This window comes from Cupriavidus sp. 01L415 (assembly GCF_056400065.1).
In genome coordinates this window covers 67,077-90,921 of sequence record NZ_JBFTSP010000022.1, presented here as the reverse complement: position 1 = coordinate 90,921, position 23,845 = coordinate 67,077, and the positions used below count along the sequence as shown (strand labels likewise).

Genomic DNA, 23,845 nt, shown 5'->3' with positions numbered 1-23,845 from the left:
GGAGACCTCATGTCTTTTGTTGTCGTGCTCGCCGCGCTGGCGTTCCTGATGTTTGCCGCCTATCGCGGACTCAGCGTGATCCTGTTCGCGCCGATCGCCGCGCTCGGCGCCGTGCTGCTGACCGATCCCTCGGCCGTCGCCCCGGTGTTCTCCGGCATCTTCATGGAGAAGATGGTCGGCTTCGTGAAGCTCTATTTCCCCGTGTTCCTGCTCGGCGCCGTCTTCGGCAARGTCATCGAGCTCTCGGGCTTTTCCGARTCGATYGTCGCCGCCGCCATCCGCTACATCGGCCGCTCGCGCGCCAATGCGGTCATCGTCGCGGTCTGCGCGCTGCTCACCTACGGCGGCGTGTCCCTGTTCGTGGTGGTGTTCGCGGTCTATCCGTTTGCCGCCGAACTCTATCGCCAGAGCAACATCCCCAAGCGCCTGATGCCGGGCGCCATCGCGCTGGGCGCGTTCTCGTTCACGATGGACTCGCTGCCGGGCACCCCGCAGATCCAGAACATCATCCCCACCACCTTCTTCAAGACCACCTCGTGGGCCGCGCCGGCGCTGGGCGTGGCGGGGTCGCTGTTCATCATCCTCGTCGGCCTGTCCTACCTGGAATGGCGCCGCCGCGCGGCCGCCGCGCGTGGCGAGGGCTACGGCACCAACCTGCTCAACGAACCTCAGCGCGTCGAGGGCGGCAAGCTGCCGCCGCCGCTGCTGGCCATCCTGCCGCTGGTGGTGGTGGGCGTGGCCAACTTCTGGCTCACGCGCATGATTCCGCTCTGGTATGGCGAGGCCAACAGCGTGTCGCTGCCGGGGCTGRCCAAGCCGGTGGAGACCAAGATCGCCAGCGTGACRGCRATCTGGGCGGTGGAGGCGGCGCTGCTGCTGGGYATCGTGGTGGTGCTGGTGACCGCGTTCGGCGCGGTGCGCTCGCGCTTTGCCGAAGGCACCAAGAGCGCCGTGGGCGGCGCGCTGCTGGCGTCGATGAACACCGCCTCGGAGTACGGCTTCGGCGGCGTGATCGCGGCGCTGCCGGGCTTCCTGGTGGTGAGCGACGCGCTGCGCAGCATCCCCAACCCGCTGGTCAACGCRGCGGTGTCGGTGAGCACGCTGGCGGGCATCACGGGCTCGGCCTCGGGCGGCATGAGCATTGCGCTGGCGGCCATGTCGGACGTCTTCATCCAGGGCGCGCAGGCCGCGCAGATCCCGCTGGAGGTGCTGCACCGCGTGGTGTCGATGGCCAGCGGCGGCATGGACACGCTGCCGCACAACGGCGCGGTGATCACGCTGCTGGCTGTGACCGGCCTCACGCACCGCGAGTCCTACCGCGACATCTTCGCCATCACCGTCATCAAGACGATGGCCGTGTTCTTCGTGATCGCCGTGTTCTACCTGACTGGTACGGTCTGAGCGTCAGGGCCTGAGAACCCGGGTCTGTGTGCACGGTTCCCTGAGCACCCCGCCCTCGCTGCAATGCTGACCCCGCCTTGTACTTCGCGGCAATGTTCACTAGTGTGAAAGGCTGGTGTGGCCCGCGCGCCGCCCGAGACACATGAGTCATTGCACTGGAGTCGATGCATGAAATACGTCACGCTCCCCGGCGGCGAGCGCGTTCCCGCGCTTGGCATGGGCACCTGGAATATCGGCGATGCCCGTTCCACGCGCGCGGAAGAAATCGCCACGCTGCAACTGGGGCTGGATCTCGGGGTACGTCTGATCGATACCGCCGAAATGTACGGCGAGGGTCTGGCCGAGTCGTTGATCGGCGAGGCCATCGCGGGCCGCCGCGACGATGCATTCCTGGTCAGCAAGGTCTACCCCCACAATGCCAGCCGCAAAGGCGCTGTCGCGGCATGCGAGCGCAGCCTGCGCCGGCTGGGCACCGATCGCATCGACCTCTATTTGCTGCACTGGCGCGGCGACACGCCCTTCGACGAGACGATGGAGGCGTTCCTGGCACTCCGGCAGGCCGGCAAGATCCGGCACTTCGGCGTCAGCAACCTGGACCTGGCCGACATGGAGGAGCTCACGGAAGTGCCCGGCGGGGATCAGGTTGCCGTGAACCAGTTGCTCTACAACCTCGGTCGTCGCGGGATGGAGTTCGACCTGTTGCCATGGCTGCGCGAGCGCAACGTGCCCGTCATGGCCTATTCGCCAATCGAGCAGGCGCGCCTGTTGCGCAACGCCGGCCTGCAACGATTTGCGCACGCGCACGGCATGACGCCGGCACAGGCCGCGCTGGCCTGGCTGTTGAGGACTGACGACGTCATTGCCATCCCCAAGACCAGCCATCGCGATCGCTTACGCGAGAACCTGGGTGCACTCGACGTGACGCTGACGCCCGCACAACTAGCCGAACTCGACCAGCTCTTCCCACCGCCACACAAGGCGCATCCGCTGGCGATGCTGTGAAACCCACGATACGCCGCAGCTGACCATGTCCACCACACCGCTGGCCCAGAGCCCATGCGACGACGCGGTGCTACGCGCCGGGCCTGACGCCACGCCATGTTCGCGCCGACAGGCGCCCTGGGTGCTGGCGGCGACGATCCTGGCATCGAGCATGGCGTTCATCGATGGCACCGTCGTCAACGTGGCGCTGCCCGCGTTGCAGCGCAACCTGGGTGCGAACCTGGCTGACGTGCAATGGGCCGTGGAATCCTACGCGCTATGCCTGGCGGCATTGTTGCTGGCGGGCGGCGCCGCCGGCGACCGCTTTGGCCGGCGCCGCGTGTTTGCGACTGGCGTGGCGATCTTTGCGGCGGCATCGGTCTGGTGCGGACTGGCGCCCACCATCGGCCACCTGATCGCGGCACGCGCGGTGCAGGGCATCGGCGCGGCATTGCTGGTGCCGGGAAGCCTGGCGTTGCTGTCCGCATCGTTCGACCCGGCCTCACGCGGCAAGGCCATCGGGACCTGGTCGGGCGCCACCGCGATGACGGCGGCGCTGGGGCCCGTGGCGGGCGGCTGGCTGATCGACCATCTGTCGTGGCGCGCGGCATTCCTGATCAATGTGCCGCTGGCGGCCGCGGTCCTGGTCATCACGCTATGGCGCGTGCCGGAGAGCCGCGCGCCGAGCCCGGGCGCGATCGACTGGACTGGCAGCGGGCTGGCCACACTGGGGCTCGGCGCCCTGGTCTACGGTCTGATCGAATTCCCGATGCTGGGAGGCCGGCATCCCCGGGTATGGGGGCCGATCGCCAGCGGTCTGGCGATGCTGGCAATGTTCGTATGGCTGGAGGCAAACCCACGCCGCAACGTCAGCCCAATCCTGCCGCTGACCTTGTTCCGCTCCGACCGCTTTGTCGGTGCGAATCTTCTGACATTCCTGCTCTATGCCGCGCTGGGCGGTGGACTCTTCTTCTTTCCCCTGAACCTCATCCAGGTACAAGGCTATTCCACGACCGCGGCTGGCGCGGCCTTGCTGCCGTTCATCCTGCTGATGTTCGTGATGTCCGGCTGGGCCGGCGGGCTGGTGGACAAGTACGGCGCGCGGCGACCGCTCGTGGCGGGCCCACTGGTGGCAGCCGTCGGCTTCGCGATGTTCGCGGTGCCAGGCATCGGCGGCAGCTATTGGCTGACCTGGTTCCCGGCGGTGCTGGTGCTGGGTCTGGGCATGTCAATCAGCGTCGCACCGCTGACCACGACCGTCATGAATGCGGTACCGCCTGGCGCCACGGGCGCGGCATCGGGCATCAACAACGCGGCCTCGCGCGTAGCGGGGCTGCTGGCCATCGCGGTGCTGGGTATCGTTCTGGTAGCGGCGTTTCAACCGGTATTGATCCGGGGCCTGGCCGCTACCGGCGCGCCACAAGAAGTCGTGCAGGCCATCTTGGTGCAGCGCCACAAACTCGCGGCAATCGACATTCCGACGCAGGTCGACCCGACGCTGCAGGCCGCGCTGCGGCATACCGTGGGCGAGGCCTTCGTAGCCGGATTCCGATGGGTGATGGGATTGTCCGCGCTACTCGCGGCGGCTGGCGGATTGTGTGCGTGGATCTTCGTGCACGACGACGACAACGCGCCGGCTCCAGCGCGTCATCCGTGACGACCTGTGGGATCTAGCGCTGGTTGGCCTTATATCGCTCGACTTCCACATAGCGCGTGAGGTAAGTACGCGCTTTCTCGCGCGTATCGGTCGTGACGCGGGCGGCAGCCTGACGGGCGCCGGCCTGACCGTGCGAGGAACTCATCTGCGCCGACAAGTAGGACTGGAAGGCGTCATGCATGACGCCAAGCTGGCCCTTGCAGGACTCCAGCGCGCTGGCGGCCACGTCCTTCGGCGCGGCCTTGCCCTTGACGCCGTCGTCGGCCTTGTCCTGCACACAATCCATGTACTTGGCGCGCTCGGCCTGCCATCCGGAATTCAGCGCAGCAGTTTCCTGTTTGGATTCCGCCGATTCCATCGTCGGTTGCGACGAGCAGGCGGCCAGCAGCAGCGCTGCGACGGGCACGCTCAGCGAGCCGAGCCTTGCGGCCAACCGGCGGCTGCCGCGCGGGCGATTGATGGATGCCCTGGCGTCAGCGGAAGTCGCCGGAATGACGGATGAAAGGGAAGCGGCCGACGGGGCCGAAGCGAGAATGGGGGCGATTTTCTTTTGCATCTTCAAAAGACTCGGTCATTTAAGGTGGGTTCCGGAGCTTTTCCGGCGAATTGCAAGAAAGTATGTCTGTGCCATGTCAGAGACTCTCCCAGGCCAAGTCAGACAAAATCGCATTTGCCTATGTGCTTTGCACGCCTATGCTGTAGAGGCGGTTGCAACACACGACCATCCTGGAGGAAATAATGAAACGTCGAACCTTCCTGTCCGGCGGCGGCGCTGGGCTTGTCAGTCTCTCCGGTTTGTCCCTCGGCGTACTGTCGCTCGCCGGATGTACCACCACGGGCCCCAGCGCAGCGACCGACAAGGCTGCCAAACGGCGCGAGATCGATGCGGGCGCCAACGATACGCTCAATCGCCTGTACACCTCGGTCAAGGGCTCCCATGACCTGGCCAACAAGGCGCGCGGCATCCTCATCTTCCCGAAGCTGCTGTCCGCCGGCTTTGTGGTGGGCGGCGAGTACGGCGATGGCGTGCTGCGCTCCGGCGGCGCCGACCGTGGATATTATCGCGCGATCTCGGGCTCCGTCGGCTGGCAGGTTGGCGCGCAATCCAAGGCCTTTGTGCTGATGTTCCTGACGCAGGACGCCTACGACAAGTTCGTCAGGAGCAATGGCTGGCAGGTTGGTGCGGATGCAACGGTGGCCCTGGCGACGATCGGTGCCAACGGCCAGCTGGACACCAACACGGCCCAGCAACCGATTGTCGGCTTCGCGCTGACCAATGCGGGCCTGATGGCGGGCCTGAGCCTGGAAGGCACGAAGATCTCGAAGCTCGATATCTGACGCGGTCACTGACCCCGCAAGCCCCGCTCTCGCCACCAAGGCAGGCGCGCATCGCCGGGACATCTGGTCTCGTGCGATGCGCGCTTTTTTCTGTCTCCCTTTCCGGATCGCCTGCCGCTCAACCGGGATAGAATTCGTCCCTTTCCATTCTCCTGGCCGAATTCTCATGTGGTTTAAGAATCTCCAGATTCACCGTTTTTCCGCCCCGTGGACGCTCAGCGCCGAAGACGTGGAAGCTTCCCTGGCCAAGCATGCCTTCTTCCCCGGCACCAGCCTCGAGATGCAGACCCAGGGCTGGGCGTCGCCGCGCGACAATGGCCAGTTGGTGCACTGCGTCAACCGCCAGATGCTGCTGGTTCTCCGCACAGAAAAGAAGCTGCTGCCCGCCACCGTGGTCAATCAGGTCACCAAGGCGCGGGCCGTGGAACTGGAAGAACAGCAGGGTTTCAAGCCCGGACGCAAGCAGTTGAAGGAGTTGAAGGAGCAGATCACTGAAGAACTGCTGCCGCGCGCCTTCAGCATCCGCCGCGACACCCGCGTGTGGATCGACCCCGTCAATGGCTGGCTGGCCATCGACGCAGCCGCCACGGCCAAGGCCGACGAAGTACGAGGCATGCTGTTCAAGGCCATCGACCCGCTGCCCGTGGTCGGCCTGCACGTCAACCAGTCGCCCGTCGCGGCGATGACGGAATGGCTCGCCACCGATACCGCCCCGGCCGGCTTCACAGTCGACCAGGAGATCGAGCTGCAATCGAGCGCCGAGACCAAGGCCACCGTCCGCTATGTGCGCCATCCGCTGGACCCGGAAGACCTGCGCCGGCACATCGCCGCCGGCAAGCGCTGCACGCGCCTGGCCATGACCTGGAACGACCGCGTGTCGTTCGTGCTGACCGACACATTGGCCGTCAAGCGCGTCGCCCCGCTGGACGTCATCAAGGAACAGGCTGATGGCACGCTGCATGATGAAGACGAGCGCTTCGATGCCGACTTTGCCCTGATGGCCGGCGAACTCGCCGCCATGCTGGGCGACCTGACGGACGCGCTCGGCGGCGAACGCAAGGCCGAGGGCGCGGCGGAAGCCCCCGCCCTTGCCACCGACGTGCGCAAGGCCGCCTGAGGCCTGCACACCCTGGACCCGCGCGCGCCAGCGTGCGGGTTCTCTCCATGGCTTCCCGGGCTCTCCGCCCGCTCTCCGCCCCCTCACTGGCCACTGACTGGCCCCCCCGCTCCGTCAGCCGCTCACGCCACCATCAGCACCACAGGCCGTTCCTGCAGCGTGGCACGCCCCCAGGCCTCCGTCACATCGGCCATGCGCATCGATTCCACCTCGACGGACAGATCGCCCTCCAGCGCGTGCAGCAGGATATCTCCGACGAACGTCTCCAGATGCGCGAAGGACGGATAGTTGGCCGGACCGCTGCCCATCAGCCTGAGCCGCGAGTCTCGCAGCGCCGCCGACGGCAGCGTCAGGCTGCCCGACACCTGTTCCGCCACCGATACCAGCCGGATACCCCGATCGTCCTCGATGGGCGGCCCCAGGTCTGACCGTACGAGAGCGGCCATCAGCAGCTCGACCGGATCGCCCCACAGGAAGTCGACGATCACGTCGATCCCCTCCGCTGCATAGGCCGAGAACGCCTGATGCAAGGCGGCGGGCGGCATGCGCAGGTCGATCGTCGCATCGGCGCCCAGCGTGGCCAGCGCGTCCTGCCCGCGCCCCGCGGCGATGATGCGGCCCGCGCCGAGCAACCGTGCGGCCTGGACTGCCATCCGTCCCGCCGCGCCGGTGGCACCCAGGATCAGCACGGTTTCGCCAGGCTCCGGATTCGCCTGCACGGCCAGGGGCATCCAGGCAGCCAGGGCGGGCCGCCGCGGCTGCGTCATCGAGTCCGTCCGGCACTGGCACCACCCATTCCGCCGGCGCGTATTCCGCCATGGCGCCGAACGGCTGGCGCGCGACCGTAAAGTAGACGCGCACGCCCTCCACGGTCTCGCCCACACCATCCGTGCCGCAGATCGCCGGCAAATCGAGCGGCATGCTGTGATGGCGGCTGGCGGCCGCCGCGAGGTCCACCGGGCTGATGGCCGCGGCGCGCAAGCGGACCAGCGTCTCGAGGTCGAACGGGTCGGGGTCGTCGAAGGTATCGAATCTCGGCGCGTCGCCCAGGCGGTGCAGGACTGCGGCTTGCATCGGTGAATCTCCTTGGTGGGCCTCCACCGCGCAGGTGATCGGCCGTTGAAACGTCCCCGGGACAGATGACGGTTGCCGACCATGTTAGGAAGCCGCGGCCTGACGGTCTGTGAGACCGTTCTGAAAACGCATGTTGTCGCTGCTGCAGCACTGCAGGGCACCGCGTGGGCAGCAACGACGCACGACAACCCCGTAGAATCTCCCTGGGCCACCCGAGCCCGAACAAGACAGAGGAGATTCCCGTGAAGACGTTGCGCCTGTTCGCCGCCGCCCTGCTGCTGGCGGCCACTTCCGCCCATGCCGCCTATCCGGATCGGCCCATCAAGCTGATCGTGCCATTCCCGCCGGGTCAGGCGACGGACATCTTTGCCCGTGCGCTGGCGGAGCGGCTCGGCAAGCAGCTTGGCCAGTCGGTGGTGGTGGACAATCGCGCCGGCGCGGGCGGCAACATCGGCATGGAAGTCGTCGCCAGGTCCCCGGCGGATGGCTACACGCTGGTCATGGCCGGCAGTGCGATGGCGATCAACCAGACGCTGTACAAGAAGCTCAACTACGATCCGCGCCAGGACTTTGCACCGATCTCGGGCGTGTTCTCCGTGCCGCTGGTATTCCTGGCGACGCCGGCGTCGGGCTTCACGTCATTGCACGACCTGATCGCCAAGGCGAAGACCGCGCCGGGCAAGTACAGCTACGCCAGTGCCGGCATCGGCGGCACGCAGCATCTCTCCGCGGAGATGCTCAAGGCGCAGACCGGCATCTTCCTGGTCCACATTCCGTACAAGGGCAGCGGCCCCGCCCAGGCGGATTTCCTCGGCAATCAGATTCCGCTGATGGTGGATTCCGTCACCGCCGCCATGCCATTGATCCAGTCGAAGAAAGCCGTGCCGCTGGCGGTGACAGTCGCGCAACGCGTGCCGCAGTTGCCGTCGGTGCCCACCGTGCGCGAGGAAGGCGTGCCGGGCTTCGAGGCGCTGGGCTGGGCCATCCTGATGGCCCCCGCCGGCACCCCGCCGGCCATCGTCAGCCAGCTCAACGCGGAGACGGTGAAGGCGCTGCAATCGCCAGAGCTGCAGAAGTTCATCACGGATCGCGGCTCCGAGCCGATGCCGATGACGCCCGCCGAGACCGGCAAGTTCGTCGACAGCGAGATCCGGAAGTGGTCGACGGTGGTGAAGCGGTCCGGCGCGTCGGCGGATTGAGCCGAAACGCAGCAGGGCAAGCCGGCTGGCCTGCCCTGTGCGATACAACACCGGTCGCCCGCGTACCCGGTCCCGGCGGTTATCGGGCGGGTCGGGATGCGGACCATGCTCCGGAATGAAAAACGGACTGCCAAGGCAGTCCGTTTCCAAAGGTGGCAGCGGCACGCGATGCCGTGCCAGCCTCATCAATCCCAGCTCAGCGCCCCGCCCGTCTGATACTCGATGACGCGCGTCTCGAAGAAGTTGCGTTCCTTCTTCAGGTCGATCATCTCGCTCATCCACGGGAACGGGTTTTCCTCGTTCGGGAACAGCTGGTCCAGGCCGATCTGCTGGCAACGGCGGTTGCAGATGAAGCGGAGGTAGCCCTTGAACATCGGCGCGTTCAGGCCCAGCACGCCGCGCGGCATGGTGTCCTCCGCGTAGCGGTATTCCAGGTCCACGGCCTTCTGGAACAGCTCCGTGATCTCGGCCTTGAATTCGGCCGTCCACAGATGCGGATTCTCCAGCTTGATCTGGTTGATCAGGTCGATGCCGAAATTGCAGTGCAGCGACTCGTCGCGCAGGATGTACTGGTACTGCTCGGCAGCGCCCGTCATCTTGTTCTGGCGGCCCATCGCCAGGATCTGCGTAAAGCCCACGTAGAAGAACAGCCCTTCCATGATGCAGGCGAACACGATCAGGCTCTTCAGCAGCTTCTGGTCGTTTTCCGGCGTGCCGGTCTTGAACGACGGATCGGTCAGCGTGTCGATGAACGGGATCAGGAACTCGTCCTTGTCACGGATCGACTGCACTTCGTGATACGCGTTGAAGATCTCGGCTTCGTTCAGGCCGAGCGACTCCACGATGTACTGGTACGCGTGCGTGTGGATGGCCTCCTCGAAGGCCTGGCGCAGCAGGTACTGACGGCATTCCGGCGCCGTGATCTGGCGGTAGGTGCCCAGCACGATGTTGTTGGCGGCCAGCGAATCGGCCGTCACGAAGAAGCCCAGGTTGCGCTTGATGATGCGGCGCTCGTCCTCGGTCAGGCCGTTCGGGTCCTTCCACAGGGCGATGTCGCGGGACATGTTGATTTCCTGCGGCATCCAGTGGTTGGCGCAGCCAGCCAGGTACTTTTCCCACGCCCACTTGTACTTGAACGGCACCAGTTGGTTGACGTCGGTGGAGCCGTTGATCACGCGCTTGTCGGCGGCGTTCACGCGGCGGGTGTCCTGCGCGGCGGCGGCGTTCGGATTGTTGCCGAGGATGCCGGACGGCTGCGTCGCCGACGGGGGCAGCGCACCCTGCTGGTCAGCGGTGACAGGGGTGGCAGGTTGCAGCGCGGGCTGCGGGGCAGCCTGCGGCGTGGCTTGAACGTCGTCGTCCCAGCTCAGCATGTTGGTGTTCTCCGTGAATTCTTTCAGCAGCCGTTCCCGCGCTGGCGGGAACGGCACATCGACTATTGGCTTACTGGCAGGCTTCGCACTCGTCGAAGCCGGCGTCGCCCGGGCGCATCGTGCAGACCGGACCATCGGCTTCCGGCATTGCCGGGGCCGCTGCCGGGGCGGTGGACATGCCACCTTCGCTGCCCGACGACACCGCGTTCAGCGAACCGCGCGACACGGTGGACTTCTCCACGTGCGTGGCGGCCATCGTGCGCAGGTAGTACGTGGTCTTCAGGCCGCGCAGCCAGGCTTGCTTGTACGTGTCGTCCAGCTTCTTGCCCGAGGCGCCCGCCATGTAGATGTTCAGCGACTGGGCCTGGTCGATCCACTTCTGGCGGCGGCTGGCGGCTTCCACCAGCCAGCTCGGCTCCACTTCGAAGGCCGTGGCGTAGATGTCGCGCAGGTCTTGCGGAATGCGGTCGATACGGGCCAGCGAACCGTCGAAGTACTTCAGGTCGGCAACCATCACCTCGTCCCACAGGCCGCGCTCCTTCAGGTCGCGCACCAGGTAGTCATTGACCACCGTGAACTCGCCCGACAGGTTCGACTTCACGTACAGGTTCTGGAACGTGGGCTCGATGCAGGCCGACACGCCGATGATGTTCGAAATGGTCGCGGTCGGGGCGATCGCGATGCAGTTCGAGTTGCGCATGCCGTGCTGCTTGATGCGGGCACGCAGGCTGCTCCAGTCCATCGACGACGACATGTCGACTTCCAGGTAGCCGCCGCGCTCTTCGGCCAGCAACTTCAGCGAGTCTTGCGGCAAGATGCCGCGATCCCACAGCGAACCCTCGTAGGTGCTGTAGCGGCCGCGCTCTTCGGCCAGTTCCGTGGAAGCTTGGTAGGCGTAGTAGCACACCGCTTCCATCGAGGTGTCGGCGAACTTCACCGCGGCGTCGCTGGCGTACGGCGTGCGCAGCACGTGCAGGCAGTCCTGGAAGCCCATGATGCCCATGCCGACCGGACGGTGGCGCAGGTTGGAGTTGCGCGCCTTGTCCACCGCGTAGTAGTTGATGTCGATCACGTTGTCGAGCATGCGCATCGCGGTGCGGATGGTCTTCTGCAGCTTGGCGTGGTCGAGCACTTGCGTACCGTCGGCCTGCTTCTTCAGGTGCGCCACCAGGTTCACGGAGCCCAGGTTGCAGACGGCGATCTCGCTCTCATTGGTGTTGAGCGTGATTTCCGTGCACAGGTTGGAGCTGTGCACCACGCCCACGTGCTGCTGCGGGCTGCGGATGTTGCACGGATCCTTGAAGGTGATCCACGGGTGGCCGGTTTCGAACAGCATGCCCAGCATCTTGCGCCACAGCTGCATGGCCGGGACCTTCTTGAACAGCTTCAGTTCGCCATTGGCGGCCTTGGCTTCGTAGCCCAGGTAGGCTTGTTCGAATGCACGGCCCACCTTGTCGTGCAGGTCCGGGCAGGTAGCCGGGGAGAACAGCGTCCATTCGCCGTTTTCCATCACGCGCTTCATGAACAGGTCCGGAATCCAGTTCGCGGTGTTCATGTCGTGCGTGCGGCGGCGGTCGTCACCGGTGTTCTTGCGCAGCTCCAGGAATTCCTCGATGTCCAGGTGCCACGTCTCCAGGTAGGCGCAGACCGCGCCCTTACGCTTGCCGCCCTGGTTCACGGCCACGGCCGTGTCGTTGACCACCTTCAGGAACGGCACCACGCCTTGCGACTTGCCGTTGGTGCCCTTGATGTGCGAGCCCAGCGCGCGCACGTTGGTCCAGTCGTTGCCCAGGCCGCCAGCAAACTTCGACAGCAGCGCGTTTTCCTTCAACGCTTCGTAGATGCCTTCCAGGTCGTCCGACACAGTGGTCAGGTAGCACGACGACAGCTGCGAGCGGCGGGTACCCGAGTTGAACAGCGTCGGCGTGGACGACATGAAGTCGAACGACGACAGCAGCTGATAGAACTCGATCGCACGGGCTTCGCGATCCTTTTCCTCGAGCGCCAGGCCCATGGCCACGCGCATGAAGAAGGCCTGCGGCATTTCAATGCGGACTTCGTCCACGTGCAGGAAGTAGCGGTCGTACAGCGTCTGCAGGCCGAGGTAGTTGAACTGGAAGTCGCGCGAGGCATCCAGCGCGGCGCCCAGGCGGGCCAGGTCGTACGTGGCCAGCTTTTCGTCGAGCAGTTCGGCCTGGATACCGCGGGCGATGAACTTCGGGAAGTACTCGGCGTACTTCGTGGACATCTCGGCCTGCGTCACCTCGGCGCCCAGGATTTCCTTGCGGATCGTGTGCAGCAGGATACGAGCGGTGACCTGGCTGTAGGCCGGATCCTTTTCGATCAGCGTACGCGCGGCCAGGATGGCCGAGTCGTAGACCTGCGTCATCGGCACGCCGTCGTACAGGTTCTTCAGCGTTTCCTTCAGGATCGGCTCGGCGCTCACGGCGTTGCCCAGTCCGCTGCAGGCGGTGTCGATCAGGTCATGCAGGGCCGCCAGGTCGAGCACACGGGTCGCGCCGTTGTCGGTCACGTTGAACGACACGCCGCCTTCCTGCACGCGGGCCACGGCCTGCGCGTTGGCCTGGGCGCGTTCCTGCGTGCGCTTTTCGCGGTACAGCACGTAGGCACGGGCCACCTCGTGTTCGCCCGAACGCATCAGCGCCAGTTCCACGTGGTCCTGCACGTCCTCGATGTGGAACGTGCCGCCGTTCGGACGGCTGCGCAGCAGCGCGCGCACGACGTTCCCGGTCAGTTGCTCCACCAGCTCGCGCACGCGCGCGGAGCCGGCGCCCTGGCCGCCGTTCACGGCCAGGAAGGCCTTGGTCACGGCCACGGCAATCTTGTTCGGCTCGAACGCCACCACGGCCCCATTGCGGCGAATGAGCTTGTAGTCCTGATAGTTGGCGCCCGCAGCGGCGGGGGTCTGCTGCGACGTACCGGCTGCTGCGCCGACAACGCCAGTCACGCCAGTGTTTTGTTGTTCGTTTTGGGCCGTTTGCATGAGGTAACTCCTGTTTTAACCCTTGTATTGAAGTGACAAAGTCCCTAGCAAAATGCGCTTCAGAAGACACTCGACTCGGCTGGGGCCGGGCGAGAACCAAACTGCACAGGCGTTCATTCTGCTAGGGACTCTTGCGATACCGCCGGCCATGTCGCTGCTGTGGCGTCAACGTCGCAAACTGCTGCGGCGCTGGCTTCACACCTAGGCCGGTTCCCCGGAAGTACTACTAGATATAGTGGTCACCGCGAAAAACTGGGCTAAGTATAGTGAAACGAAGATGAAAGACCAGTCTTGACAATCGCATCCGCGAGACAGTTCGCGACTGTGCGGCGGCGCCACATTCCCGCCAACCGCGCTACGGCAAGGGATCCCGGTTTCCTGTGCGCCACCGCACAAATTTTTTTAAATTTTTTTATCCAAAGTGGCCACTCGATAGGTGGCCCTGGCATGGGGTTTTCACAGGGCTGTCACGGTGTGCCCTGCCCCCATATGAGGCGTGCTGCACAAAGAGGGGACGCTCAGGGGCGAGGCTGGTACGGGAGTAGCGCCGGCGGCACTTGGGCGAGGCGCGCGAAGCGATTCCAGTCGAAATGCGGGCCGGGATCGGTCTTGCGGCCGGGCGCGATATCGCTGTGTCCGGCGATGGCCTGGACGGGATATGCCGTGCGGAGGGCGGCGACCAGTGCGGCAACAGTGTCGTATTGTGCCAACGTGAAAGGCTGATCGTCGGCGCCCTCGATCTCGATGCCCACCGAAAAATCATTGCAGCGCTGGCGACCGCAGAAATCCGATTGGCCCGCATGCCATGCACGTTGCGTGCACGCCACAAACTGGACGAGTTCGCCGGTGCGCGCGATCAGGAAATGCGCGGACACACGCACGTCGCGGATGGTCTCGAAGAACGGATCGCGCGTGATGTCGAGCCGGTTCTGGAAGAACGCCTCGATGTCACCGGTGCCGAACCGTCCCGGCGGAAGGCTGATGTTGTGCAGCACCACCAGGTCCACGGGCACGCCTTCGGGCCGGGCGTCGAAGTTGGGGGATGGCACGCGGCGCGCGGCCGGCACCCAGCCATCGGCGTCGGGCAGGTAGTCGCGCGGCGCATCAGCCATCGCGACCCTCCCCTTCGGCCAGCGATTCGCTATCGTCGCTGCCATCGCGCCCCTCGCGTCCTTCGCGCTCGTCGCGGATCCCGAGTTGCTGGATCCGGTAGCGCAGCTGGCGGAAGTTCAACCCCAGCAACGGCGCCGCGGCCGTCCGGTTGAAACCGGTCTGGCGGAGCGCGCGCTGGATCAGCTCGCGCTCCAGCGCCTCCAGCCGGGCCGGCAGATCGATCGGGAAAGTCACGTCGCGCAGCGCGTCGGCCATCGGGTCCGGCTCGGGAGCCGGCGCGCGGGCCGCTTCGGCCGGCGGCATCCCTGGCGCCGCTGGTGGCTGGGCGGCGCTGGCGACCGCGGACCAGGCCACGGCGCTGCCCCACGGATGGTAGGCGGCGGGTGCCGGCGCACTGGCTGGCGTGCCCGGCGGCAACAGGCTGGCGCGGTCCATGCCGGCGTCCAGCGGCCCGAGATCGGCCACCGCGATTTCCTCGGCTTCCGCGAAGGCGTAGGCGCGTTCGAGCAGGTTCTCCAGCTCGCGCACGTTGCCCGGGAACGGATAGGTCGACAACCGTGCCAGCGCGGCGCCCGACAGGCGCCGGGGGTGGGCGTCGCCATAGCGCACGGCCAGGTGCTCCAGGATCGCGTGCGCCAGCACCGGAATATCTTCGGCCCGTTCGCGCAGCGTGGGCATGCGCAGCTCCAGCACGTTGAGCCGGTAATACAAGTCCTGCCGGAACGCCCCGGCCGCCACCATCGCGGCCAGGTCCTTGTGGCTGGCGCACATCACGCGCACATCCACTGTGTCTTCCTTGCTCGCGCCGATCTTGCGCACGCGCCGCTCCTGCAGCGCGCGCAGCAGCTTGACCTGCATGGCCAGCGGCAGGTCCGCCACCTCGTCCAGCAGCAGCGTGCCGCCGTGGGCCGCCTGGAAGAAGCCGCCACGCTCGGCGTCCGCGCCCGTGAACGCGCCTTTGACGTAGCCGAAGAACTCGGACTCCATCAGCGTCTCGGGAATCGCGCCACAGTTTACGGCCACGAACGGATGGGCGGATCGCGCGCTGACTGCGTGGATGGCGCGCGCGGCGCGTTCCTTCCCGCTGCCGGACTCGCCGCTGATCACCACGGGCGCCATGCTGCGCGCCAGCCGCGATAGCGACCGGCGCACCTCCTGCATGGGTGCCGACAAGCCCGGCAGCAGCCCGGCGGCGCGATCCGCGGCCTCGGCCGCTTCCGCCGCCTCGGCGTTGACCACGGCGCCATCGGTTGGCGCGCGCTGCTGGCGGCCCAGCGCATTCAGGATCAGGGTGCGTAGCTGGTCCAGCGATACCGGCTTGGCGATGTAGTCGAACGCCCCGGCCTTGAGCGCATCCACGGCGTTGTCGGCGCTGCCGTAGGCGGTGATCACGGCCACCGGCGTGCGTTCCGGTGACGTGGACAACTGCCGCACGATCTCGATGCCGAGCCCGTCGCCCAGCCGCATGTCGGTCAGCACAAGGCAGTAGCGGCGTTCGGCCAGCCGCAGCCGCGCCTCGGCCAGCGATCCGGCCATCACCACGTCATGGCCCATCCGCCGAAGCGAGATATCGAGCAGCTCGCGCAGGTCGGCCTCGTCGTCGATGACAAGGATCGGGTCGAGGGCGGGCGGTCTGGCGGGCATAGAGGGCGTGGGTTTCGGCGTTGCCGGAAAGGGTTGCGGGCGCTGGGCGCGTTAGGCGGCGGTCACGACGTCGGGCGTCTCGATCCGCATGGTCAGCACGAAAGCTTTGGCCGGGAGTGTATCGCGTGCGCCGCCTGCCAGCAGCCCCGTGCGTTCCAGCAACGCTTCCAGGCCGATGGCGCCGTAGCGCACCTGGGCATCGTTGGCGCCGCAGAGCTCGCGCGCCATGAACAGGCCCAGGCCGGTGCCCTGCGCATTGCTGGTGAAGAACGGCTCGAACAGGCTGCGCTGCTGGTCGCGGGTCACCTCGGCGCCGTCGTTCCAGACAATCAGTTCGGCGTGATGCTGGTCCAGCGCGTGCGCCAGCATCCGGATCGAACCCGGCAGCCGGCTGCAATAGCGCCAGGCATTGTCGAGCAGGTTGCCCAGGACCTGCTGGAGCTGCGCGCCGTCGAAGATGACCGGGCGGTCCACGTCCACGATCAGCCGGATGGCGTTGGCATTGATGTCGGAACGGGCGCCGGCGCGCGAGCGCATCTCCAGCCGCCAGCGGTCCAGGATCTCGGGCAGCGCCTGGCTCAACTCCACGGCGCTGTGGCCCGTGCGCGGCCGGCGCGACAACTGCAGCACGTCCGACACCACCTGGTCCAGGCGCCGCACGTTGTCGCTGATGATGCGCAGCAGCCGCGCATCGATATTGCCCTCGCCCGCGCCGGAGTCCGCCAGCAGTTCGTTGGCCTGGCTGATCGCCGCGAGGGGATTGCGGATCTGGTGCGCCACGCTGGCCACCAGCCGGCCCATGGCCGCGAGCTTTTCCTGCTGAACCTGCTCGGCAATCCGTTCCCAGCTTTCGATATGGACCAGCACCGTATCGCGCATCTCGCTGCGCAACAGGGTCTCGTCCTCCGGGCTCCATGCCATCGCCTCGTTCTGGGCGATGGCCAGCCGCAGGCGCGCCGCGCCCTCGGGCGACAGGTCGTTCCAGCCGGCGGTATCCAGGGCGGCCGGCGAGGTCATGACGCCCGCCAGCGTGGAGCGCAGCCCGGCCAGGCCCGGCAGCACGAAGCGCAGCCGCAGGCGGGTGTGCAGCAGCGGGTTGCCGGCCGCCGACGGGCGCGATGGCAGCGGCAGCAACTGCAGGATGCGCGGCACATCGTCCTTGCGCCGGATCCAGTCGCGCAGCATTTCCATCAGCGGTTGCAGGCGCGCAATGCGGCGCAGGTCGAACAGCACGTTGTCGCTCTCGCCCGCGCGGACCTGGCCATCGCGGAGGCGCTCGTGCGGCTGCACGCCCAGCAGCACCACGGCGGCCGGGTTGGCGGCCACCACGGCCCCGTTGGCGCGCACCAGCATCACGCCGTCCTGCATGTCGTTGACCATCAGGCGGTTCACCAGTTGCTGCAACCGCAGCTCCTGCTCGCGCGCCAGCGCCAGCCGCTCCTGCGCGATCTGCCGGTTGGCCAGCATGTACATCACCAGCGCGGCGATCATGAACACCAGGCCGAACAGCCCGGACCCGAGCAGGTTGGCATCGGGTTGCCGGGCCAGCAAGGTCTGCAGGAACGGCTGGCCCATCACCACCAGCGCCGACAAGGCCGCCGTAAACAGTGCAAACAGCAGGCTCGTCAGCGCGCCCGCCTCCAGCGCGGGCAGCAGGAAGATCATCGCCATGCCTTCGCCATGGCTGCCGATCTGCCCCAGCACGGCGTAGATCGCCGTCAGCAGGAACATGTCCGTAAGGACCTGGCCGCGGACCCGCATGTGGAAATGACGCCGCCACATCGTGCCGATCAACGCCACCACCGCGATCGCGATGTAGGGCAGCACAACCGGCAGCGCCGCGGCGGTGCGGGCATTGGCGGCGACATTGACCACAGCCACGCCTGCCACCGACCGTTCCAGCGGCAGCCACGCGTAGCCGAGCAGCAGCAGCGCCACGGCCAGCCGGGTCCAGCAGAAATAGCGCAGCAGGCGCCAGTGGAATTCGGGCGGCTCGGGCTGCCGCCAGAGATCAACCAGCAGGCGCCAGCCGCTCAGGCGGGACCAGACCGATGCCCGCGGCCTCATGAGCGCGCGCCGCTATCGCCCTGGCCTGGCACATCGGGAAGATGGCTGCGGCGACAGTAGTGCAGGCCGTGCCAGGCAATGGCCTCGCCGCGCGGCAGGTGCACGCCGCACTGGGCGCACTGGACCATGGGCTCGCTATCGTCTGAATTGCCCGTGGCTCCCGAATTCGGCGCGGCGCGGCGCCGGGCCGTTGGCCGGTCGGCCGCCTCCCGTGCGGCGCGGCTGCGCAGCCACCAGAAAATGCCCAGCACGATAGCCAGAAGGATAAGGATTCTTGCCATGAAATGGCTCAGGGGCTCAGGGGTTCAGGAAAGGCGGTGCAGCACCACTTCGATCACGAAGCGGCTGCCCACGTACGCCAGCAGCAGGATGCCGAACGACGCGATGACCCAGCGCAGCGCGGTGCGTCCGCGCCAGCCGCGGAAATGCCGGCCGATCAGGATGCCGCCGAACATCGCCCACGAGATGATCGCGAATACGGTCTTGTGATCCACGCGGAATGCGCGGGCAAACAGCTGTTCGGAAAACAGGAAGCCGGACACGATGGTCAGCGTCAGCAGCACGAAGCCCGCCGCGATCAGGCGGAACAGCAGCTTTTCCAGCGTCAGCAGCGGCGGCAGCAGGTCCAGCCAGCGACCGAGCCACTGGCCGGACGCCGGCTCGCCCGCCAGCGGCCGGTTGAAGCCGTGCAGGCGCCGTTCGGCCAGCAGCATCAGGAACGCGTGGAACGCGGCCAGCGTGAAGAGGCCATACGCCACGTTGGCGATGATGAAGTGCAGCTTGAACAGCGGCCGTGCCGCGTAGCCCAGGATCTGCGCGCCCGGGAACGCCAGCGGGATCAGGCTCGCCAGCATCGCCACGGGGAAGACGATCAGGCCGAGCCCCGCCAGCGAAAAGAAGAAGCTCTCAATCCAGTAGATACCCACGCCCAGCCAGAGCATGGCGGAAAGGGCGAAGGCGAAGCCGAACACCATGCGGTCGGCCGGGAAGATCGTTTCGTGGAGCAGGATGCCGTGGCTGACCAGCGCCCCCAGAACCACGACATGCCACCAGGCAGGCTGACCTTCGCCACGGGCGCCGCCGGGCTGGGACATGAGCACCGCCGTGGCCGCGGCGCCGGGACGCCCCGGATGGCCGACCGTCGCCCCGCTGGCGGCCGCCAGCCGCGGATTGCGCGTTGCCCAGCCGTGAAAGGCCAGGCCGCAATAGAGAAGTGCCGTCAAGGCATACAGTACAATGGCCATTTGCGCAGTTTACCCTAGGGTCTGCCCCTGTGCCCTTGTCGGTGGATCGCCACCACAACGCCACGCGCGCCCCTCCCACAAGCCGAATTCCTCCCCCTTTCCTGCCATGCTGGATAACCTCACTCAACGCCTGGCGCGGGTCGTCAAGACCATGCGCGGCGAGGCCCGACTGACCGAGGCCAATACCGCCGAGATGCTGCGCGAAGTGCGCCTTGCCATGCTCGAAGCCGACGTGGCACTGCCGGTCGTGCGCGAATTCGTCGCCCGCGTCAAGGAAAAGGCGCTTGGCGAGGAAGTCGTCAGCAGCCTGACGCCGGGCCAGGCGCTGGTCGGCGTGGTGCAGCGCGAGCTGACCGCGGTCATCGGCGGCGACGAAGCCGTCAGCGGGGAAAAGTCTGCCGAGCTGAACCTGAACGTCCAGCCGCCCGCGATCATCCTGATGGCCGGCCTGCAAGGCGCCGGCAAGACCACCACGTCCGGCAAGCTGGCCAAGTGGCTGAAGGAAAACAAGAAAAAGAAGGTGCTGACGGTTTCGTGCGACGTGTACCGTCCCGCCGCTATCGCCCAGCTCAAGACCGTGTCCGAGCAGGTCGGCGCGGACTTCTTCCCGTCGCAACTGGACCAGAAGCCGGTGGACATCGCCCGCGCGGCGCTGGACTGGGCCCGCAAGCACTACCACGACGTGCTGATCGTCGATACGGCCGGCCGGCTGGGTATCGACGAGGCGATGATGCAGGAGATCGCCGCGCTGCACGCGGAACTCAAGCCCGTGGAAACGCTGTTCGTGGTCGACGCGATGCTCGGCCAGGACGCCGTGAACACCGCCAAGGCGTTCAACGACGCGCTGCCGCTGACCGGCGTGGTGCTGACCAAGCTCGATGGTGACGCCCGCGGCGGCGCCGCGTTGTCCGTGCGCCACATCACCGGCCGCCCGATCAAGTTCGTCGGCGTGGGCGAAAAGCTGGACGGGTTGGAGCCGTTCTACCCCGAACGCATGGCCCAGCGGATTCTGGGCATGGGCGACATCCTCGCGCTGGTGGAAGAGGCACAGCGTGGCGTGGACATGGATGCCGCCGAGAAGCTGGCCAAGAAGATCAAGAAGACGGGCGGCTTCGACCTGGAAGACTTCAAGGCCCAGATCGGCCAGATGAAGAAGATGGGCGGCCTGGGCAGCCTGGTGGACAAGCTGCCCGCGCAGTTCGCCCAGCAGGCGCAGGGCGCCAACATGGATCAGGCGGAAAAGCAGGTGCGCCGCATGGAAGGCATCATCAACAGCATGACGGCGGCCGAGCGCGCCAAGCCGGAACTGATCAAGGCCAGCCGCAAGCGCCGCATCGCGGCGGGCGCCGGCGTACCGGTGCAGGAGGTCAACCGCCTGCTGAACCAGTTCGACCAGATGCAAGGGATGATGAAAAAACTCAAGGGCGGCGGCATGATGAAGATGATGCGCCAGATGGGCGCGATGAAAGGCGGCATGAAGGGCCTATTCAACCGCTGATCGTTGTTGCTACCCTTCGATATCGCTTCCCCGCAAGACAAGAACAGGACAGACATCATGATGACCGTCGAACAGGCCCGCGAACTCTGGGCCAGCTCCGAGGAAATCGTCAGCGCCCAGGAGGTGCAGGACTCGCTGGACCGCATGGCCCAGGAAATCACGGAAAAGATGGGCGATGCCTTCCCGCTCGTCCTGTCCGTGATGGGCGGCGCCGTGGTCTTTACCGGCATGCTCCTGCCCAAGCTCCAGTTTCCGCTGGAGTTCGACTATATCCACCTGTCCCGCTACAACAACAAGACCGTGGGCGGCGAGATGCAATGGCGCGTGGCGCCGCGCGAATCCGTGAAGGATCGCGTGGTGCTGGTACTGGACGACATCCTGGATGAGGGCGAGACGATGGCGGCCATCCGCCAGCGGATCATGGACATGGGCGCCAAGGAATTCCACGCGGCGGTGCTGTGCGAGAAGACGCTCACCAAACTCAAGCCGATGCACCCGGATTTCTGCGGCTTCAAGGTGCCGGACCGCTATGTCTTTGGATGCGGCATGGACGCCAAGGGCTATTGGCGCAACCTCGGCGCCATCCGCGCGCTGGTTTGAAGCGGGGCCGACGCCCTTCGGCGCTCAAACCCCGTGGGGATGGGCGCCTAGGATCGGCCAGAGCGACAGCAACAGCAACACGGCCATCGTCACGTTGAAGACGCGCAGCACACGCGGCTGTGCCAGCCAGCGGCGCAGCGCGGCGCCGAATACCGCCCACGTCGCCACGCTGGGCAGGTTGATCACGGCGAACAGGCTCGCCATCCACAGCGCATTCACCCAGATATTGCCGTCCAGCACGTAGGTGCTGCACGCGCCCACCGCCATCACCCAGGCTTTCGGATTGACCCACTGAAAGGCCGCCGCGCGCAGGAAACTCATCGGCCGGGCCACCTCGCGATCCTGCACGCCGCCGGCGGTAGCCAGCTTCCAGGCCAGCCAGACCAGATAGGCCGTGGCCGCCACCCGGAGCAAATTCCAGGTCCACGGCAATGCCGTGAAGACTGAACCCAGCCCCAGCCCGACCAGCGCCACCATCACGGAAAAGCCGATGCTGATGCCCAGCAGGTGCGGCACCGTGCGCGCCAGGCCAAAGTTGACGCCCGAGGCCAGCACCATGGTGTTGTTCGGGCCCGGCGTGATGGAAGAAACCAGCGCAAACGCGCAGAAGGCAAGCAGCACGCCAGAGCTGGCGGCAAATTCGGGCAGAGCCATGACGGCGCTCCGGGAGATATGGGAGCGACCAGTTTATTGAGGCCAACCAATACAGTACCGATACACTTAGGCAGAAATGTACCGGTACGGATCTGGCAACCTCGCCGGCAATCGAACTTCCCTCCCGTTCAGGCCTTGCTGCGATAGGGTCGTTCGCGAAGCCACTTGGTGGCGATCCATTTCTCGCCGGCCTCCACCGGCAGGCCCGCGTGCAGGGTGCGATCGTCCAGCGTGCCGTCCGGCATCTGGTAGCTGAAGAAGACGGCATTGCCCTTGACGGGTGCCACTTCCAGCCCCAGACGCGGGAACGCCGTAGCGCCGCCTGCCGGCGGGCTGTTCAGGTAGATCACCAGCGTGGCGATGCGCTGGCCGCCGACGCGGAGTTGGCGCGCCTCGCCGGGACGTTGCGGGTTGAAGAAGTCGAAGTGCGGCTGATACTCGCCGCCCGGCTTGTAGTTGAGAATCTGCAGGCCCTCGCCGTGCTCGACCGGCACGCCGGTCACGGCGGCGATCCGGGCTTCGATGCGCTCGATCAGGGAGTGTTCGCCAACCTGGAACATCGCACCCATGCTGGTGCGGGCGTCGATCAGGTTCTCGTCGCCGGTATCGGGATTGACCACCGGCGATCGCTGCAACCGGCCTCGCGACAGCGCGACCAGCGCGTCGCACTCGGCATCGTTGAGCAGGTTCTGCAGCAGCAGGATGCGTGGCGCTTCCAGCGCAAACAGGATCGGGATCTCGCGATCCTGGTGGCGAAAGGTATTGCGGCCGGACGACGCCGATGCCTGCGCGGCAGGCGTGCTGACAGTGGCGGAGGTGGAAGCTGGCCCAGCGGTCCGGCCCACGGCAAGCGCCGGCGCGGTCGATGGCACCCTGCCTGCCGGCTTCGGCCGGTCGAGCGCCGCAGCCACGGTCGCCCGCGCGAAGGTGGCATCGTAGCCGGAGCGCAGCATCGACAACACCAGCGATTCGGCGTTGAAGCCCTGCTCGATATGGCGCGCCAGCCAGCGGTCCAGCTCCGGCGAGGACGCCCGGTAGCCGGCCTTGCCGGTGCCTTCGGACTGCACAGGTGTCGGCGAGAAAACCGAACGATCGGATCGGAAATCGCGCGTCATGACGGATTGGCCAGCCGTAACGGCGAGAACGGATTGCGCGCCGGGGATTCCGGCGGCAGCGCGCGGCGCGACGTCGCTGGCGCGGCGACCGCAGCCGCCGCTGCAGCGGGATCCGGATCGCCGGCAATCGTCACCGTGGATTCGGAATACTGCCAGCGCTTCCACGCCGCCAGCACGGCATTCGGATACTCGGGACGGCCCCGACTGCCGTTGTAGCGGCCAAGCGCCAGGAAGAGATCGCCGTTCTCGCGGTCCAGGTAATGGCGCAGGATCGTACAGCCGTAGCGCAGGTTGCTTTGCAGATGGAACAGCTTGCGGACGTCACCATCGCCAATGCTGCGCACCCAGAACGGCATCACCTGCATCAGTCCGCGCGCATCGGCGGAGCTGATCGCGTATTTCCGAAACCCGCTTTCCACCTGGACCAGCCCCAGCACGAGCGACGGTTCCAGGCCGGCGCGCTTGGCCTCGTAGTAGACCGTTTCGATCAGCTCGACGCGGATCTGCGGTTCGGGGATGCGGGCCTCCAGCCGGCGGGACATCTCGCCCAGCCACTTCAGATAGCCCAGGCGTTCCCCGCCCGATGCAAACGCCGGCCGCACCGGCCGGCCGTCGGCGATCGCCGCGGCCAGGGCGCCGCGCACGGAATCGGCCAGCGCCTCTTCCTTTTGCGCGCCGGCATGGGCAGTGGCCGCCACAACAAGCAGCAGCACGCTGGCCAGCGCTGGCCAGCGGCGACGGGTCGGCAGGCCGGATGCGCGCATCG

20 protein-coding genes are annotated in these 23,845 nt (G+C 66.5%); 8 read left to right on the top strand and 12 right to left on the bottom strand.

Going from position 1 to position 23,845, the window contains the following annotated elements; all coding sequences use genetic code 11:
* Nucleotides 1-9: 9 nt before the first annotated feature.
* The 3 genes from AC1DOX_RS23890 (at nt 10) to AC1DOX_RS23880 (ending at nt 4,039) form a co-directional block, all read left to right on the top strand.
* On the top strand, nt 10-1,401 hold the full coding sequence (locus AC1DOX_RS23890; RefSeq protein ID WP_477101522.1) for a GntP family permease: 1,392 nt from the start codon (nt 10-12) through the stop codon (nt 1,399-1,401).
* A gap of 168 nt (nt 1,402-1,569) precedes the next feature.
* Entirely contained in the window at nt 1,570-2,403 is an 834-nt protein-coding gene (locus tag AC1DOX_RS23885; protein WP_441621611.1) for an aldo/keto reductase, read from the top strand.
* A gap of 25 nt (nt 2,404-2,428) precedes the next feature.
* Entirely contained in the window at nt 2,429-4,039 is a 1,611-nt protein-coding gene (locus tag AC1DOX_RS23880; RefSeq protein ID WP_441621609.1) for an MFS transporter, read from the top strand.
* A 13-nt stretch (nt 4,040-4,052) separates the two neighbouring features.
* On the opposite strand, the gene AC1DOX_RS23875 is transcribed toward AC1DOX_RS23880, so the two are convergent.
* Entirely contained in the window at nt 4,053-4,595 is a 543-nt protein-coding gene (locus tag AC1DOX_RS23875; RefSeq protein ID WP_441621607.1) for a hypothetical protein, read from the bottom strand.
* A gap of 182 nt (nt 4,596-4,777) precedes the next feature.
* Here AC1DOX_RS23875 and AC1DOX_RS23870 point away from each other — a divergent pair, with 182 nt between their 5' ends.
* Nucleotides 4,778-5,377, top strand: a complete 600-nt coding sequence (locus AC1DOX_RS23870) for a BPSL1445 family SYLF domain-containing lipoprotein (RefSeq protein WP_092142162.1) — start codon at nt 4,778-4,780, stop codon at nt 5,375-5,377.
* Between the two features lie 166 nt (nt 5,378-5,543).
* A complete protein-coding gene (locus tag AC1DOX_RS23865; protein ID WP_441621604.1) occupies nt 5,544-6,494 on the top strand; it encodes a recombination-associated protein RdgC in 951 nt (316 codons plus the stop codon).
* 122 nt (nt 6,495-6,616) lie between these two features.
* On the opposite strand, the gene AC1DOX_RS23860 is transcribed toward AC1DOX_RS23865, so the two are convergent.
* On the bottom strand, nt 6,617-7,261 hold the full coding sequence (locus tag AC1DOX_RS23860) for a hypothetical protein (RefSeq protein ID WP_441621602.1): 645 nt from the start codon (nt 7,259-7,261) through the stop codon (nt 6,617-6,619).
* Nucleotides 7,262-7,810: 549 nt separating this feature from the next.
* Here AC1DOX_RS23860 and AC1DOX_RS23855 point away from each other — a divergent pair.
* Complete coding sequence (locus AC1DOX_RS23855) at nt 7,811-8,767, top strand: tripartite tricarboxylate transporter substrate binding protein (RefSeq protein ID WP_441621600.1); 957 nt, start codon at nt 7,811-7,813, stop codon at nt 8,765-8,767.
* 185 nt (nt 8,768-8,952) lie between these two features.
* On the opposite strand, the gene AC1DOX_RS23850 is transcribed toward AC1DOX_RS23855, so the two are convergent.
* The 7 genes from AC1DOX_RS23850 to AC1DOX_RS23820 form a co-directional block, all read right to left on the bottom strand.
* Nucleotides 8,953-10,140: a ribonucleotide-diphosphate reductase subunit beta gene (locus AC1DOX_RS23850; RefSeq protein WP_441621598.1), complete on the bottom strand. Its 1,188-nt coding sequence runs from the start codon at nt 10,138-10,140 to the stop codon at nt 8,953-8,955.
* 70 nt (nt 10,141-10,210) lie between these two features.
* Nucleotides 10,211-13,144 carry a ribonucleoside-diphosphate reductase subunit alpha gene (locus AC1DOX_RS23845; protein ID WP_477101520.1) on the bottom strand — a complete coding sequence of 978 codons (2,934 nt, stop codon included), beginning with the start codon at nt 13,142-13,144 and terminating at the stop codon, nt 10,211-10,213.
* A 518-nt stretch (nt 13,145-13,662) separates the two neighbouring features.
* Nucleotides 13,663-14,256, bottom strand: a complete 594-nt coding sequence (ampD, locus tag AC1DOX_RS23840) for a 1,6-anhydro-N-acetylmuramyl-L-alanine amidase AmpD (RefSeq protein ID WP_441621594.1) — start codon at nt 14,254-14,256, stop codon at nt 13,663-13,665.
* Entirely contained in the window at nt 14,249-15,901 is a 1,653-nt protein-coding gene (locus AC1DOX_RS23835; RefSeq protein ID WP_441621592.1) for a sigma-54-dependent transcriptional regulator, read from the bottom strand. Before AC1DOX_RS23835 ends, ampD begins: the two co-directional genes overlap by 8 nt.
* Nucleotides 15,902-15,952: 51 nt before the next feature.
* A complete protein-coding gene (locus AC1DOX_RS23830; protein ID WP_092142141.1) occupies nt 15,953-17,968 on the bottom strand; it encodes a sensor histidine kinase in 2,016 nt (671 codons plus the stop codon).
* Entirely contained in the window at nt 17,965-18,249 is a 285-nt protein-coding gene (locus tag AC1DOX_RS23825) for a PP0621 family protein (protein WP_441621590.1), read from the bottom strand. Before AC1DOX_RS23825 ends, AC1DOX_RS23830 begins: the two co-directional genes overlap by 4 nt.
* Before the next feature lie 24 nt (nt 18,250-18,273).
* A complete protein-coding gene (locus AC1DOX_RS23820; RefSeq protein ID WP_441621588.1) occupies nt 18,274-19,212 on the bottom strand; it encodes a cytochrome C assembly family protein in 939 nt (312 codons plus the stop codon).
* A 106-nt stretch (nt 19,213-19,318) separates the two neighbouring features.
* Here AC1DOX_RS23820 and ffh point away from each other — a divergent pair, with 106 nt between their 5' ends.
* A complete protein-coding gene (ffh, locus tag AC1DOX_RS23815) occupies nt 19,319-20,710 on the top strand; it encodes a signal recognition particle protein (RefSeq protein WP_092142133.1) in 1,392 nt (463 codons plus the stop codon).
* Between the two features lie 57 nt (nt 20,711-20,767).
* On the top strand, nt 20,768-21,310 hold the full coding sequence (locus AC1DOX_RS23810) for a hypoxanthine-guanine phosphoribosyltransferase (RefSeq protein WP_441621585.1): 543 nt from the start codon (nt 20,768-20,770) through the stop codon (nt 21,308-21,310).
* Between the two features lie 24 nt (nt 21,311-21,334).
* Here the strand turns inward: AC1DOX_RS23810 and AC1DOX_RS23805 are convergent, their stop codons facing one another.
* The 3 genes from AC1DOX_RS23805 to AC1DOX_RS23795 form a co-directional block, all read right to left on the bottom strand.
* Nucleotides 21,335-21,964 (bottom strand): LysE family translocator, encoded by a 630-nt coding sequence (locus tag AC1DOX_RS23805; RefSeq protein ID WP_092142128.1) that lies wholly within the window; start codon nt 21,962-21,964, stop codon nt 21,335-21,337.
* Nucleotides 21,965-22,092: 128 nt separating this feature from the next.
* Nucleotides 22,093-23,079: a 2OG-Fe(II) oxygenase gene (locus tag AC1DOX_RS23800; protein WP_441621583.1), complete on the bottom strand. Its 987-nt coding sequence runs from the start codon at nt 23,077-23,079 to the stop codon at nt 22,093-22,095.
* Nucleotides 23,076-23,843 (bottom strand): lytic transglycosylase domain-containing protein, encoded by a 768-nt coding sequence (locus AC1DOX_RS23795; RefSeq protein WP_092142122.1) that lies wholly within the window; start codon nt 23,841-23,843, stop codon nt 23,076-23,078. The genes AC1DOX_RS23800 and AC1DOX_RS23795 overlap by 4 nt, the downstream gene beginning before the upstream one ends.
* Between the last annotated feature and the right edge of the window lie 2 nt (nt 23,844-23,845).

Coding starts and splice junctions, on each gene's coding strand:
- AC1DOX_RS23885 (WP_441621611.1), top strand. CDS start 1,570: ATGAAATACGTCACGCTCCCCGGCGGCGAGCGCGTTCCCGCGCTTGGC.
- AC1DOX_RS23880 (WP_441621609.1), top strand. CDS start 2,429: ATGTCCACCACACCGCTGGCCCAGAGCCCATGCGACGACGCGGTGCTA.
- AC1DOX_RS23875 (WP_441621607.1), bottom strand. CDS start 4,595: ATGCAAAAGAAAATCGCCCCCATTCTCGCTTCGGCCCCGTCGGCCGCT.
- AC1DOX_RS23870 (WP_092142162.1), top strand. CDS start 4,778: ATGAAACGTCGAACCTTCCTGTCCGGCGGCGGCGCTGGGCTTGTCAGT.
- AC1DOX_RS23865 (WP_441621604.1), top strand. CDS start 5,544: ATGTGGTTTAAGAATCTCCAGATTCACCGTTTTTCCGCCCCGTGGACG.
- AC1DOX_RS23860 (WP_441621602.1), bottom strand. CDS start 7,261: ATGACGCAGCCGCGGCGGCCCGCCCTGGCTGCCTGGATGCCCCTGGCC.
- AC1DOX_RS23850 (WP_441621598.1), bottom strand. CDS start 10,140: ATGCTGAGCTGGGACGACGACGTTCAAGCCACGCCGCAGGCTGCCCCG.
- AC1DOX_RS23845 (WP_477101520.1), bottom strand. CDS start 13,144: ATGCAAACGGCCCAAAACGAACAACAAAACACTGGCGTGACTGGCGTT.
- ampD (WP_441621594.1), bottom strand. CDS start 14,256: ATGGCTGATGCGCCGCGCGACTACCTGCCCGACGCCGATGGCTGGGTG.
- AC1DOX_RS23835 (WP_441621592.1), bottom strand. CDS start 15,901: ATGCCCGCCAGACCGCCCGCCCTCGACCCGATCCTTGTCATCGACGAC.
- AC1DOX_RS23830 (WP_092142141.1), bottom strand. CDS start 17,968: ATGAGGCCGCGGGCATCGGTCTGGTCCCGCCTGAGCGGCTGGCGCCTG.
- AC1DOX_RS23825 (WP_441621590.1), bottom strand. CDS start 18,249: ATGGCAAGAATCCTTATCCTTCTGGCTATCGTGCTGGGCATTTTCTGG.
- AC1DOX_RS23820 (WP_441621588.1), bottom strand. CDS start 19,212: ATGGCCATTGTACTGTATGCCTTGACGGCACTTCTCTATTGCGGCCTG.
- ffh (WP_092142133.1), top strand. CDS start 19,319: ATGCTGGATAACCTCACTCAACGCCTGGCGCGGGTCGTCAAGACCATG.
- AC1DOX_RS23810 (WP_441621585.1), top strand. CDS start 20,768: ATGATGACCGTCGAACAGGCCCGCGAACTCTGGGCCAGCTCCGAGGAA.
- AC1DOX_RS23805 (WP_092142128.1), bottom strand. CDS start 21,964: ATGGCTCTGCCCGAATTTGCCGCCAGCTCTGGCGTGCTGCTTGCCTTC.
- AC1DOX_RS23800 (WP_441621583.1), bottom strand. CDS start 23,079: ATGACGCGCGATTTCCGATCCGATCGTTCGGTTTTCTCGCCGACACCT.
- AC1DOX_RS23795 (WP_092142122.1), bottom strand. CDS start 23,843: ATGCGCGCATCCGGCCTGCCGACCCGTCGCCGCTGGCCAGCGCTGGCC.